We start from the raw sequence: 13,468 nt of genomic DNA, 5'->3' as shown, positions 1-13,468 counted from the left end.
AATATGCAATATAATAACTTTAAAATTTGAACTATCAATGATAGGATTTGTATGTAATAAATGCCATCAAAGGAGATGATTAGATGTTAAAAGTGAAACGAGCGATTAAATGTTTATCCGTGACGGCTATTCTACTGTCAACAATGAGCGGTATTGCTAGTGCTGCGAATCATGTTTCTACCACAGGTCAAAGCATGCCACAAGCACCGATTACAGCTGCTGTTATGCAGAAGAAGTATGTAACGGGCATAACCCGGGACTTTGCCAAAGATGCCAGCATTCCAGCAACTACACTTCATTCCTTCACAGACGCAAGGGGACAATGGGCAGGAGTACTGGATCGATATGATATTAAGGATATGGGAGCTTACTATAGAGCTTATTATCAAGGATATGTCTACTTAGAGGATTAGGAATTGTAATATGCCCAATCACGAATTCTAACCTCACACGATGATTCTCTCATTAACGATCAAGCATATAGACATGACATGAGCCGCTCATGCATAAGCATGGCGGCTCATCTAATAGGGAGGTTAACGTATTCAAGCAATCATCATCAAGCTGAAGTTTCAATCTTCATGATGACACTCTCAGCGCATAAAGCTGTGAGGCCAATCTATTGAGCTTGTCTTTGATCAGGATTGCCTCAACATATCGAACAGGGATGCCTTCATAACCGTAATAGATGCCTGCCAGCCCTCCGGCAATCGCACCAATCGTATCAGAATCCCCTCCCAGATTAGCAGCCTTCTGTACAACTTCAGCATAATCCTTTGACTGGAGCAATATATGCAGCACCCATCTAAAGGTATGCACGACAAAGCCGCTTGGAGGACAATCCGGCACTTCTTCAATCTGGCCCTCGTATTCGCTTCCAGCTGTTTCGGATCGAATGACAGTCCTTAAGTCTTCGCCATGCAGAAGCCTGTAGGCCATCCGGTTATACATCACGCAGATCTCGGCGCATCTAGGATCATAATGCGTCATTCGGGACTGTACGACGGTTACACGCTCGATGTCTGCTGGGTCCTTGTAGGCCAGTGCAGCAGGCAAGCATCGCATAAGAGATCCGTTTCCTCCACTTTGTCCCAGATCCATGTGAGCAATGAAGGCTGCCTCGAGCCAGTCGCCATCGTATTTTTGCAAGACATGGCGTATGATATTCCCGATATCCTTAGGCCGAGACTCGTACCATTTCATGAAGTAACGCCCGATCGCCTCCATCGGCTCTGCCGGGTATTCAAGAATGCCCTCAGCAACGCAAAGCGTCATCATTGTATCGTCAGTTACTTCCCCTGGTTCCAGGCTCCATACCCCGCCGCCAATGATCTCCGTCAAGTAACCATGCTTGGCTTCTATCTCATCAACATTCATAAATTCCGTCGTCCCGCCAAGGGCGTCGCCTACAGCTACGCCATAGAGTCCGCCTTTGATACGATTATTTAATGGAATATACATGACAACACCTCAACTTCGATTAATGTTGAAGAAGGAACTCGTATCTTTTCTTCGCAATTTTCCTAAACTTCAAAAGCTTAAGCTCTCTCCGAATGCTATTTCCAGTCTAAACCTTTACTTCAACCAATAACAACTACCATTTGTTTGATTCTCCTTTTGTTAGAAGATAGCCCCTATCCCGATCTAAGTCCCCCTCTTCATCTAGACATAAGTCGAGTGTGTTAATAGACCACAGGCTGTTACCAAGTTCTACATATCAAGATAAGCTAGTTATAGTCACAGCTAAGCAAGTTTGTACGTCATTTTGGCAGCAGCACCTTAACAGCATGAGGGAGATGAGACTATCAAAAGGTTATACAAAATCCTGTTCTATGTGGTTCTCGCGATCATATTATTAGTCGGAATCGCATTGATCTTCCCTACTTGGACATCTAAGATAGAGGGAGAAAACAGCATTAGCGAACTCAAGCAAGTCGAAATCAATGGCACTCATCATGAACTGATGATACGAGGTCATGACAAGCACAATCCGATTATTATTTTTGTGCATGGTGGTCCAGGCGTTTCAGAGATACCTTATGTCACCAAATATCAGAAGCAATTGGAGAACAATTTTACAATTGTCCATTACGATCAAAGAGCAAGCGGCAAATCCTATCACTTTGGCGAGGATTATGCTAACCTTTCTACAGATCTATTAGTCGATGATCTATTAGCACTGACGGATTACATAGCCACTCGCTTCAATCAAAAGAAAGTCATATTAGCTGGACATTCCTTCGGAACTTACATAGGCATACAGGCTGCAGAGCGAGCTCCTGAGAAATATGAAGCTTACATCGGCATCGGTCAAATGTCCGACATTCAAGAAAGCGAATGGGATGGTTTGCAATTCACCATTAGTCAAGCAGCATCAAGCGGCAATTCCGATGATCTCGAATATCTGCAAGGACTAACAGACAAAGTCAAAAGCGGCGAAATGCTAACTCCGCGCAAATATGTTCGAAAATATGGCGGCGCTGCTAGATTAATAGATGAGAATGCCGACTTGGAAAAAGGATTTTGGTTTGGACCCGAGTATAATCTGTTGGATCGCATTCGTTATAACCAAGGCGTCTCCTTCGTCCAGGCGCCATTAATTGGGCAAGCCATCAAAGAGCCATTGCCTACTATTGTAACGAAGCTGGAGCTCCCCGTATATTTTATCATGGGACAATACGACTACATGACATCCGCACAATCAGCCAAGACTTACCTTGATCAGCTTGATGCTGATCATAAAGAATTTATAACTTTCGAGCAATCCGCTCACTATCCTCATTTTGAAGAGAAAGAAAAATTCTCAAAGTGGATAACAGATACCTTTGCAAGATAACAATAATGCCCCTTTAACTTAAACATAACGTCTATTGGGAGAATATATACGATGAATGTTCAAGAAAAAATGCAGCGTTATGCCGCGCTTGTGGTTGAAGTTGGCGTCAATGTTCAGCAAGGACAAACGCTTGTGGTTACGGCACCCATCCTGGCGGCGCCTTTTGTTCGGCTTATTGCTAGAAGAGCGTATGAAGTCGGTGCCAAGGATGTCTATATTGAATGGAGCGACGACGAGATTACACGCATCAAGTATGAGCTGGCACCAGATGAGGCGTTCCATGAATATCCTGCGTTTCGGGCGAAAGGATGGGAGCAGTTTGCTGAGCATGATGCTGCGTTTTTGACCGTGATTGCCCCAGCGCCTGATTTGTTAAATGGAATTGATCCAGAACGCATAACAAATGCAAACAAAGCGAAGTCAACAGCATTATCCCGCTTTCGGAGCTACGGCATGTCTAACAAAATCAGCTGGTCCATCGTGACAGTACCTACGACAGCTTGGGCTGCTAAGGTATTTCCAGACGTTGATGAAGAGCATTTGATAGATTCGTTGTGGGAGGCTATATTTAGTGCAGTAAGAATCCATTCGGACAACCCCAATGAAGCTTGGCGAAAGCATCTTCAGACGCTTCATGACAAGGCCAGCCAGTTGAATGCAAGAAGATATCGAGCGCTCCAATATCGTGGGGACGGCACTGACTTAAGAATAGAATTGCCCCGAGAGCACCTTTGGGTGAGCGATGCAGGCAATGTGAATGCAAAAGGCATTCCTTTTGTTGCGAACATCCCATCTGAGGAGATCTGGACAGCGCCACTCAAGGAGGGCGTTTTCGGTACGGTCCGCAGTACGAGGCCGTTAAGCTGGGGAGGCAAGATCATCAAGGACGCCTCGTTTACATTTGATAAGGGAAAGATCATTGGCATTCAGGCTGCTGAAGGGCTAGACGTGCTGAAGAAGCTAATCGCTACTGATGAAGGAGCGGCTTATCTAGGTGAAGTCGCGCTAGTTCCCCATCGCTCCCCTATCTCAGATACGGGTCTATTATTCTACCATACGCTCTTTGATGAAAATGCTGCCTGCCATCTGGCTATTGGCAGTGCATATCCCTTCTGTCTGGAAGGGGGCTCAGATATGGCTGAACACGAATTAGACGAGCATGGATTGAATACAAGCCTCATTCATGTTGACTTCATGATCGGTTCTTCTGCAATGGATATCGATGGCGAGCTTACGGATGGAAGCACAGAACCGCTATTTCGCAAGGGCAACTGGGCCTTTTAGCCGATTAGGCATCACGCATAGCTGATGTAATGTGCAACAACCGCGTCAACATATGGCGCGGTTGTTTGTTGTATGATGTTAGGCACTACATACTATAGAATAGCGTTTGTAGCAGACGGCTCAATTATATTTCATGATGGATTGGGTGATCACTCGGATACCATCTATCTAGATTCAGGCCATGCAGTCTGGAGAAATTACATCCCACTTGCCAAACAGCGTTAGGCCTGCTGCCTTAGCAAGCGCTGTGGATGCCGCGTTATCGAGCTGGCATCGATATTGGGGTTCATATCCATGTTCATAAGCGTGTTTGCTGATAGAACGCACCACTTGCCGAGCATGTCCCTTTCCTCTAAAGCTTGTAAGCGTCAGTACACCAAGATCCGCGATGCGGGCATTCTCCCATGGATACATGCTGGCGGCACTGACCAGCTGCTGCTGTTCATCAAATGAACCGAACACCGCCCAATGGTCTAATTCAATATAAGCATCATCCAGGTCTTGTTCCGAGGCAGAGGATTGGAATGCAGAAAAAACGTCTTCGTCTTCAGCGCTCAACTGGCGCAAATCGCCTTTCACGCCTTCCTGCAGCAGTATGTTCTTATTCGCATTTGAATAGTAGAACAGATAATCCGCGCCATGCAGGCAGACTCCCGCTTCATGCATTTTTTGCTGGAAGGTATCTATCGTGAGGTTATGGTGTTGAAGTTGTGATAACCCTATCTTATCAGCAATTAGAGGGGTTAGTGCCGCTCTGATCCGTCCATCGGCGGTTTCCAGCACCATGACCCGTCGATCTTCGCTCAGTTCTCGATTGACCGTTATTGACAAGATGCTATCGCAATAGACAATGTCTCCATTCACAAAGGGCTTTTCCCAGAAATCAATGATTGACTGTGAGAATGCAGGCATTGCCCCTTGAGCTGATAACCTTGCACCACCTGTCTCTTCTTCCCCGAAACGAGCTTGACTTGTCATAAGGTTCACTTCCTTTCCTCTAGGAAGCATAACCGATCATGGACCCTAACGGATAATAAAGTATGGCTATGAAAAATCTCTACAAGATTGAAAAATACTACGATAACCAATGAAAAGTGCTACGCGGTCACGTCAAAGTACCATTCGAGAAACTCGTTAAAGGTGCTCCATTGCGGCTTCAGTCTGCCTTCCGCGAACTCCTTCATTGGCTGTCCTAGACCTAAACCTAACACTTCATCTTTTTCCCTATTATAAAAGTAGCCATATTCCCCTTCAAAAGAATCCAGAGGAATATACGCTTTTGGCAATGCTAGAGCTTGATGAGCACTGTCCAGACACAAGTTGTAGTCTGTATGTAGGATAAACCAGCAAAGTTGATAGATGGGATGCTGTCTGCTGTAAAAGGTAGGCCCGTCTTCTGCATGGAGATAGAAGGCAGCTATATCTGTATGGAGATCAATGCCTATTGTCAGCAACGCTTGTTCATACTCTTTAGTGCTTTCTTCAAACCACCAGTCTTTTTTTTTGCAATATTCAATCACTTTTGCTGATAGCATATGTAAGTTAACCCTCCGTACGGTTATGAATGATGATGCAGAATTCTATTAAACCTCAAATGTGACCATCTGAGCAGTCTAACGACTGATTGCGATTCCTCAGTTTGGCAGCTGCTAGGCGTTATATTTCATTATCGGATGCAAAGCGATTAAAGATCAATCGTTTTTGATGATAGAGACAGCAAAAAGAAAAAACATAAGCCATATAAGGAAAAACCCTCGTATTATAGTCGATACGAGGGCTGATGCGTCAAGTCTTTCATGAGAGTCCTATTTTCCTTGGAACTCTTTTATTAATGTCTTCATGGGGTCTAAGGAGCGATTGGCATCATACGGATAGCGGTTCAATACCTGAAGCAGCAGCTTATACAGCTTGGAATTCTCATTTACCTTAGGAAGGTAGCTTTCGATCAAAGCGATGAGCTGCTTGTACTCCGGAACTTGCCCCGGTGAATAGACCTCGAATTCGAAGAATGAATTGCCGAATACTGTCGCCCGCTTGACGCCTTGGAACTTCACATATCGGGCTTGCTTGGCATCAAACTCAAGAATGTCCAGCTTGCCTTGGGAGTGGATGACCTCCCCTTCGCCTGATATATTAGTCCACTTTGTCTTGTCTGTCGATACAAGAATCTGGTACTGCTCAGCGTATGCGGTTTGCCATTTGATGACGACCTTGTTGATGTCCTTGACCTCTCCCAAGTCCACGGTATACCAGGCATCATCCACATATTTGCTTGACCAGCGGGTGGATTCATTGCCATCTACAGCTTTGTCTGATGATAAATAAGGGAACTCCGTTTCAGAGGACTCGGTGGCCTTCTGAAGTGCTAGATTTTCGGTATTAAGCAGTTCGATCGCTTTGTTGTAAATGAAGACGTTATCGAGCTCGCCTTTAAAAGAATGAGTCTCACTGCCAATTCGAAGCGTAGGCAGGACGAGTGTGTGCATCTTAGGAAATTGCATCTCCAAGCGCTCCACATATTCATCAAGATTAACGAATAGCGATACGCCCTTATCGTCGCCCTTCAATAAAATATGCGTCCATTTCCCCTCAGGAACAACATAATTGAAGGTGCTGTTATAATGCTCTTTAGTAAATCCAAGCTTGCCTGAGCTTCCCTGCTTCAGCTTCAGCGTGCCGACTGGAGATTCCATCAATACAGCATTATTCGGATTATTGCGGTCTGGTTTGATCCACATAGAGGCAGTCCAGCCGAAACCAATCGCATCAATTGGTGTCTCGATATAGCTTTGACCGCCGTTGAAGCGAGCTCCTTGCCCATACTTGCCTTCGGCAATATCCACATTGACAGCATTGCCGTCAAAGCCGTTGCCGGATTCATCCTTGAAGTCTTGCTCGAACAGGTATTGCATTACAAGATTATCCGGATGATTTACCTGAATGCTGTGGGAACGGTCGGCGTTGGGCGCTTCCCCAACAAGCTTCGTTCTTTGCTCGAATCGAGCGAAGGACTTGTCCTCTCTTGTACCCGTCCACATCTTCTCAGCGACAACCTGTATGCCAGGAAGAAGTCTGATATGCGCATCGTCCATGGACAGTCCGTTCACATCCGAAGCATCATTCCACATGGAGAACATACCGCCTTTTACACGCGGATGGCCGAGTGGAAGCGTGGTTGTCTCCCATTTGACCGGCTCCCATTCGTCGTAGAGAAATTGAGTGTTTAGATAATTCCCATATACGGTTGGCACGATATACATATAAACATTTTGCGAATTGATGACATCAAAGCCAAGATCAACCGCTTGCTGCGGGGCTCCATAAGGCTCATGCCAGATATCCATGGTCGCTTGATTGCTGATAGGGGTGGTGCCGTTATATTGAGTCAAGCCGCCCCACATATGCGGATGCTTGCCCTTGCTGTTGATATGCTTCACAAGCATATCCATATACCAGCGGAACCGTTCTGTATCCGAGCCCCAATACTCATCCGTGCCGATATGCACATCGGGTCCTATAAAGGTCGGATCATCTCCATCCAAATATTCATTGAAGAGGCTTTTCACGAAATCAATCGTTTCCGGCTTCGAAATATCCAAGTGATGGTCGGTGCCAAGAGCAGGATTGTAGGTTGTGAATGCACGGGAATGTCCAGGTGTATCGATCTCAGGAATGATGTTTACCCCGTAATCCATGCCCATCAGCTGCAGCTCCTTGAATTCCTGCTTCGTATAGTGGCCATTGCTGCTGGCAAGCCCCGGATACGTAGTGCTCTCAAGGCGATAGGCTGCATTGGTTCCATCTGCGAATGGCGTTCCGACATCATCATTCAAGTGAATCTGGAACATATTCATTTTGTACCAGGACAGCAGCTTGACATAATCCTGAAGGAAATCAAGCGTAAAGTATTTGCGTGCAACGTCAATCATCAATCCGCGCTGCTCATACTTAGGATAATCCCTAGCCTCTCCACGCGGGATCGTATGGTCATCATGCTGCTTGATGATCTGAAGTGCTGTTCTTGTGCCAAAGAATGCGCCGGTTGCTGAAGACGAGGTGATGGATACGTATTGATCCACCTTGAATACATTGCCCTCATCACCCAGCCAAGTTAAGGACGGATCAATGGCTAGGTAGATATCGCCGGCGTGAGGCTTCCCTGCGACGACCTCGAGCGAATAGCCCGTTAGATCAAGCAGATCCTCTCGCGTAAGCTCCCCTGCCTTGCGAAGCACCGCTTCATCGTTTGGTGCGATGACAATGCGTGATGATTGGGTTAGCTTGTAGTGGCCTGTATCACCATACCATTCCCGCAAAGAAGGAATAACTTCTGGCTCGGCATTGCGTCCTGGTGTTTGCTTATGAAGGCCAGACACGCTAATGGAGATGTTGTTGGACAACAGCTTGCGGTCCGGGTAGTTAAGATCCTCAACGAGTAGGATTAGGTTCACCTTGGCATCCACTAACGGTGTTCGAATGTAGCCTTCGAGGTCAATCACGGGGAGTCTGTCACTTCCAAATACGGAGACACGATAGCCATCCGGTATGTTGGCGGCTGACCAGTCCAACTTGGTTTGCCCAGGTTGTACCGTTAACGAAGCGGTTACCTTTTCGATAACAGATTGCAAGTCGCTTAGTTGATAAACTTCAAATTCGTAAAAGGAGTAGCCATACAGTATGCCTTCAACCGGTGCACGGGCAACGCCTTGGAACTTCACATAACGAGCTTCTCGTGCAGGGAAATCGATCGTTTCCACTCCACCTTTGGATTGAATGATGCCATCGTTAGGCTTGACGTTTGTCCAAGATTTTGCATCATCGGATACAAAAATCTTGAATTTGTCGGCTGGAGTCTGCCAGCGGAGGACAACACGGTCGAATGCTTTTTTTTCGCCCAAATCGACATAGAACCATTGGTTGTCGTCTTTCTTGGAGGACCATCTTGTATTGACCTTGCCATCAACCGCCAGATCAGGCGACAAATAGTCCACTTCATTGCCGGAGGAAAAAGCAGGCTTGTTCAAGGCGAGGTTTAATCCACTAAAGGTTGCCTTAGCGAGAAGCTTGGCTGCTTGCTCTTCTCCATTAGGAACTCCATTCTCAGCTTGATCATTTACATCGTCGCTCACAGCCTCACGGTTCTCATTGCTTAACGTCATTCGTTCCAGATCAGCTGCTTGCTGCTCAACATTCTGTCTTTCCAGTCCAATAGGGTTGCTTAGCGCCCTGGCTGGCTGAGCTGCAGTTAACAACGAGGATAGGACCACCAGCATACTCAGCATGAGCAACATTGACTTTGCATACACTGTTTTCCTCATACCATTCCTCCATATCATCATGTTATCGATATACAATTGTTGAACGGATTTTGAGCATCCCTCCATTCTATGGCGCTGCCTTTAGAAGAAAACGCCTGCTCTGTTAATCGTTACTATAATATATGAAATATGCATAGCGAAACAGGTCTTTAAGAATTATTTAATGAAATGATAAGAATTTGTGTGTGGAAGCTTGATAGAGGACATGCACCCTCTTCTTAGGGTGCATGCTGTGAGTTTATCGCTCTATTCCATGAAGATAGATTGGAAGTTTGAGCTAATGGCGAGGCACTAGCTGAGTATTCTTTCCATTGTAGTCCCGCAAGGGGGCAAGCTGCTCAGCTGCCGACATATCAAGTACCGCTTGGAACAGATTAGGCGGATATTCGGCGATGCGATGGCATAGATACAAATACCACTCTTGGCCATAGGTTAGATATATGCGTACAGGATGGCCGGCTGCGTTCAATTTGCAGCTCAGATCAGGTCTTATCCCGTACAACATTTCGAATTCGACAGCCGAGCTTTGAATCCACCCTCGCCTGACTACCTCATCGATGATCGACTCATCATGAGTGGCAATCGACAAAAGATGACCTTGCTCCACGGCTTGCTCTATAAGCCTTAAGTACCGTTCATTAAGAATGGAAGATCGCGCAATGGAGATGGACTCAGGCTCTTGATAGGCCCCTTTGACAAGGCGAATGCGGCTTGTGCCCGATGATAAGTCGATCAGGTCCTGCTCCGTTCGATTCAGCTGTGCCTGCAGGGTTATCCCAATATGGGAATAGTTTCTCGCTGCTCTTTTATAGATCGCGAGGATGTCGTCAGTCTTAGCGGATTCTTCCATGCTGATAAATAGCTCGATATTCGCGTGTTTGGCTTGTTCAGCAAGTGCGATTAGATGGCGATAAGTAAGCTCATGATCGAGCAATAAGCCGATATGGGACAGGTCGAACGACACACGTGCTGCCTTATTCCGCGTTGACAAGTCAGAAATGAGGTGTGACAGCTCAGCCTGAGCATCCTCGCAGTCTTGCAGATTCGTCGTGTTCTCGCCGATATATTCAAGCGATACGGCGTAGCCCTTGTCCATTAGCCGCTGCTGAGCAGCCAGACCATCAGAGCGGCTCTCCCCGGTTACATACCTTGCTGCTGCCCGATTCAGCAGCGAATATAGAGCAGGTGTCTGTTCTATATGTGTTTTTAGATCAGCTCGTCGCGCTATTGATTTCATAGCGGACGCGAATGCCTTTTCCAGCTCAATCGTCTCTCGGTATGGTATTGTTGCTGCCATATGATACTCCCCCTCTTCACGTATAGCTCCAATGTACAATAAGAGGGTGAAGAGAGGATTGTAAAAAGTTGCGCTTTTTGCAGATTAGGAGGATATGATATAGGCATGTGGTGTCGTGCCTACAATTCTAGCGAATGCCTTTGAAAAATGGCTTTGATCATAATAGCCGCTGTCTATCGCAATATCCGCGATCGAACGGCGATGCTTCAACTCTTTTTTCGCATGATTAATACGTAGCAGATTCTGATAGGCATGAGGAGGCAGATGCATGCTTCGCTTGAACATGCGAATAAGATGGTAGCGGCTAATGCCGGCCTCGTTCTCCAGCATATCCAGCGTAATCGAATCCGTATAATGCTCATGGATGTATGCTCTGATGAGATTAACGTATTTTTTATCCCATCTGTGATTAGGACTATGGTTCACATCCGCTTCATGCTTGTCTACTAGAGCTTGCACAAGCTCGATCAAAGAGGTTTCAATCTCCAGAGAGGATTCTTTTTCGCTTAAGGCCCTCATGGTGTGATTAAGCAGGTTGCGACAGACGGTGTTTTTGTCGTGCTCAAGCAAAAAAGGAATGTTCAGCTTATGAATATCCGGCATATCCAGATAAGTAAACCATTCGGGCTGAATAAACAGCATTTTGTACCTCCAGCGCATGTCCTCCGCAGGCTGGCAGGCATGCAGCATATGCGGAGGGAAACTGATCATTCGGCCTGCTTCTACCTGCCACAGCGCACCTTCACACCAAGCCTTTGTCTCACCTTCATCGATCAAGCCAATGGAATATTCCTCGTGAAAATGCTTCTGGTATGCCAAGTCGCTCTTATGGCATCGTTTTCCTTCTAGGAAAGGAAGGGTTTCATCTCGGTAAAATGCGACTTTCGCCATAGTAGAACCTCCAAACGAAGTGACTTCAACGAAGTTCATGCACGACAAACAAAAGATTCGCCGCAAGAACCGTTTTTCTTAATCTTGTCATGATCTATAATAAATAAGTAGATAAACAATGGGAGGCATCACCTAATGAATTGGGCAACCACCTTTGATATGTGTTATCGAACCAGCAGCGGAATAACAGATCTAGAATTACAATCTTTCATAGACAGTTGGAATCTGCCATTATCAGAGCAGGAACTGGCAGAGATTAAGAAGCAGCAGCGGAACCCGTTCCACGCAACGAACCCGATGTACGAGTTGTACACCCCTATTGATCCTTCAAAATGGACCATTCCTAATAAGCGGCTGCCCGCTGCCTATATCGCGTTTCTTCAATACTCGAATGGCGGTGAATTTGGCCAAGGTGAACGTCACTTTCAGTTCTTTAATTCAGATGAGCTGAGAACCATGATGCTCGCTTATGAGTTTCCCGAGTATATGCCAGGCTCCGTTCCATTTGCCATGGACGGCTGTGGTCATCATTATATCTGGGATATGCGCGAAGATCCAGCACGAGACGAATATCCGATTCTCGTCTCTCATTCCGGGAATCTTGGCTACGATGATGCGATGCTCGTTGCTACATCATTCGTCGAGCTGTGTCAAGGAACGGTCTCGGTTGAGCAATTGCTATATGAATAAGAAAAAAAGAGGTATATGGCTGTTTTCAACATATACCTCTTTGCTATGTCCCCGCTGCTTCTTCCTACCGGTTAGGGTTATACAACCTATTGTTTCTAGTCGTTCATAATTAACTCGAATACAAGGAGCAATAAGTACGAGCAAAATTGCCCGCTAGCAGATCTTCTTTACGGATATAAAATTGCAGTTCTCCAGCATCCCACCATAAGAAGCCAACCTCTCGGTCAGAATCCAGCGCAAGCAGCAGTAAGGTATCTCGAACCTCTTGCTCCGCTTTGTCGGAATCTCCGTTAACATGCGCCGTAATTTCTTCCATTGCTGCCTTTACGGAATAATTGTACGGCTTGCCAGTCAGAAGCCGAAGCGACGCTTCTACTTCACAGTCTCCATGCTGGGTAGCGGGATAACCGAACATACAGGCCAAGTCGTTGGAGTTCGTTGCTGCCAGCTCGAAGCATAGCTCCTCGTATTGCTCGTAATCATGCTCCTCGTCTTCGATCTGCTCCTCATCCGCATAGCCGAAATTCGGCAGTTCAATAGTAGCTCTAGCGGCAGCCTGATAACCGATGAACACTTCTTCAAGCGAGGTTACTTCAGGTGAACATCGACGCTTTACCTGATGCAATTCTTCTTCCGGCAGATACAGCACCTTGTGCTCAATATGATAAGCAGGCTCATCAACACCGACAAAGAAATACAGCATGCCATCTGCTGGAAGCAGAAGAGCCTCATCATGAAGCGCCACTTCCTGCAGATGCAGCTGTGCTAGAAACGTCATGGGCATCCCGCTCGAATCAAGCGGCCATTCGATGCTTGCGGTCAGATCTGGATCGCCACCAATACGAGAACCTCCTGCATGTTTGTAGTCTTCAAGAGCATGCTTGGATAAGCGAACACCTTGGCGCGCCCTCTTATGTAAATAAGCTTCTGCATGACCAAACTGATGCTTATTGATGGCCTGCTTCAGCTTCTGTTGATTGCTCTCGCTTAGCATATGGTCACATCCTTAACGTTTACTCGAACTTCTATTGCTTTAATTGTCTGTGATACGGATATACAGCAAAGTAAAATGATGGTACTCTTTTTATAGGCCTTATCTGAATATCTTGATGCAGGCGACTGTCGGCAGAACCGCGATTCGCATCATCTTGC

11 protein-coding genes are annotated in these 13,468 nt (G+C 46.2%); 4 read left to right on the top strand and 7 right to left on the bottom strand.

Going from position 1 to position 13,468, the window contains the following annotated elements; genetic code table 11:
- Positions 1-83: 83 nt before the first annotated feature.
- Entirely contained in the window at positions 84-413 is a 330-nt protein-coding gene (locus B9Y93_RS05965; RefSeq protein WP_085493394.1) for a hypothetical protein, read from the top strand.
- A 166-nt stretch (positions 414-579) separates the two neighbouring features.
- Here the strand turns inward: B9Y93_RS05965 and B9Y93_RS05960 are convergent, their stop codons facing one another.
- Positions 580-1,461, bottom strand: coding sequence for an ADP-ribosylglycohydrolase family protein (locus B9Y93_RS05960; RefSeq protein ID WP_170936386.1), 882 nt, complete (start codon positions 1,459-1,461; stop codon positions 580-582).
- Positions 1,462-1,804: 343 nt separating this feature from the next.
- Between B9Y93_RS05960 and B9Y93_RS05955 the strand changes: the two genes are divergently transcribed.
- Both B9Y93_RS05955 and B9Y93_RS05950 read left to right on the top strand, forming a co-directional pair.
- Positions 1,805-2,836: an alpha/beta fold hydrolase gene (locus tag B9Y93_RS05955; protein WP_085493393.1), complete on the top strand. Its 1,032-nt coding sequence runs from the start codon at positions 1,805-1,807 to the stop codon at positions 2,834-2,836.
- A gap of 51 nt (positions 2,837-2,887) precedes the next feature.
- A complete protein-coding gene (locus B9Y93_RS05950; RefSeq protein WP_085493392.1) occupies positions 2,888-4,120 on the top strand; it encodes an aminopeptidase in 1,233 nt (410 codons plus the stop codon).
- Positions 4,121-4,294: 174 nt separating this feature from the next.
- Here B9Y93_RS05950 and B9Y93_RS05945 read toward each other — a convergent pair whose 3' ends face one another.
- From B9Y93_RS05945 to B9Y93_RS05925, 5 genes are all read right to left on the bottom strand, one after another.
- The gene (locus B9Y93_RS05945) at positions 4,295-5,098 is read right to left on the bottom strand and encodes a GNAT family N-acetyltransferase (RefSeq protein ID WP_217809676.1); all 804 of its coding nucleotides are present in this window, start codon (positions 5,096-5,098) and stop codon (positions 4,295-4,297) included.
- 119 nt (positions 5,099-5,217) lie between these two features.
- Entirely contained in the window at positions 5,218-5,655 is a 438-nt protein-coding gene (locus B9Y93_RS05940; RefSeq protein ID WP_085493391.1) for a hypothetical protein, read from the bottom strand.
- Positions 5,656-5,925: 270 nt separating this feature from the next.
- Positions 5,926-9,438, bottom strand: coding sequence for a discoidin domain-containing protein (locus B9Y93_RS05935; protein ID WP_085493390.1), 3,513 nt, complete (start codon positions 9,436-9,438; stop codon positions 5,926-5,928).
- 277 nt (positions 9,439-9,715) lie between these two features.
- Positions 9,716-10,735: a proline dehydrogenase family protein gene (locus B9Y93_RS05930; RefSeq protein ID WP_085493389.1), complete on the bottom strand. Its 1,020-nt coding sequence runs from the start codon at positions 10,733-10,735 to the stop codon at positions 9,716-9,718.
- Positions 10,736-10,819: 84 nt separating this feature from the next.
- A complete protein-coding gene (locus tag B9Y93_RS05925) occupies positions 10,820-11,626 on the bottom strand; it encodes a helix-turn-helix transcriptional regulator (RefSeq protein ID WP_085493388.1) in 807 nt (268 codons plus the stop codon).
- 135 nt (positions 11,627-11,761) lie between these two features.
- Between B9Y93_RS05925 and B9Y93_RS05920 the strand changes: the two genes are divergently transcribed.
- Positions 11,762-12,316 (top strand): SMI1/KNR4 family protein, encoded by a 555-nt coding sequence (locus B9Y93_RS05920; protein ID WP_085493387.1) that lies wholly within the window; start codon positions 11,762-11,764, stop codon positions 12,314-12,316.
- A gap of 109 nt (positions 12,317-12,425) precedes the next feature.
- On the opposite strand, the gene B9Y93_RS05915 is transcribed toward B9Y93_RS05920, so the two are convergent.
- On the bottom strand, positions 12,426-13,310 hold the full coding sequence (locus B9Y93_RS05915; protein WP_085493386.1) for a YwqG family protein: 885 nt from the start codon (positions 13,308-13,310) through the stop codon (positions 12,426-12,428).
- Positions 13,311-13,468: the final 158 nt, after the last annotated feature.

Origin of the sequence: Paenibacillus aquistagni, assembly GCF_900177815.1 — a bacterium.
Taxonomy (GTDB): domain Bacteria; phylum Bacillota; class Bacilli; order Paenibacillales; family Paenibacillaceae; genus Paenibacillus_B; species Paenibacillus_B aquistagni.
The sequence above is the reverse complement of the archived record's forward strand: the minus strand, read 5'-3'. Positions and strand labels throughout refer to the sequence as shown.

Coding starts and splice junctions, on each gene's coding strand:
- B9Y93_RS05965 (WP_085493394.1), top strand. CDS start 84: ATGTTAAAAGTGAAACGAGCGATTAAATGTTTATCCGTGACGGCTATT.
- B9Y93_RS05960 (WP_170936386.1), bottom strand. CDS start 1,461: ATGTATATTCCATTAAATAATCGTATCAAAGGCGGACTCTATGGCGTA.
- B9Y93_RS05950 (WP_085493392.1), top strand. CDS start 2,888: ATGAATGTTCAAGAAAAAATGCAGCGTTATGCCGCGCTTGTGGTTGAA.
- B9Y93_RS05945 (WP_217809676.1), bottom strand. CDS start 5,098: ATGACAAGTCAAGCTCGTTTCGGGGAAGAAGAGACAGGTGGTGCAAGG.
- B9Y93_RS05940 (WP_085493391.1), bottom strand. CDS start 5,655: ATGCTATCAGCAAAAGTGATTGAATATTGCAAAAAAAAAGACTGGTGG.
- B9Y93_RS05935 (WP_085493390.1), bottom strand. CDS start 9,438: ATGAGGAAAACAGTGTATGCAAAGTCAATGTTGCTCATGCTGAGTATG.
- B9Y93_RS05930 (WP_085493389.1), bottom strand. CDS start 10,735: ATGGCAGCAACAATACCATACCGAGAGACGATTGAGCTGGAAAAGGCA.
- B9Y93_RS05925 (WP_085493388.1), bottom strand. CDS start 11,626: ATGGCGAAAGTCGCATTTTACCGAGATGAAACCCTTCCTTTCCTAGAA.
- B9Y93_RS05920 (WP_085493387.1), top strand. CDS start 11,762: ATGAATTGGGCAACCACCTTTGATATGTGTTATCGAACCAGCAGCGGA.
- B9Y93_RS05915 (WP_085493386.1), bottom strand. CDS start 13,310: ATGCTAAGCGAGAGCAATCAACAGAAGCTGAAGCAGGCCATCAATAAG.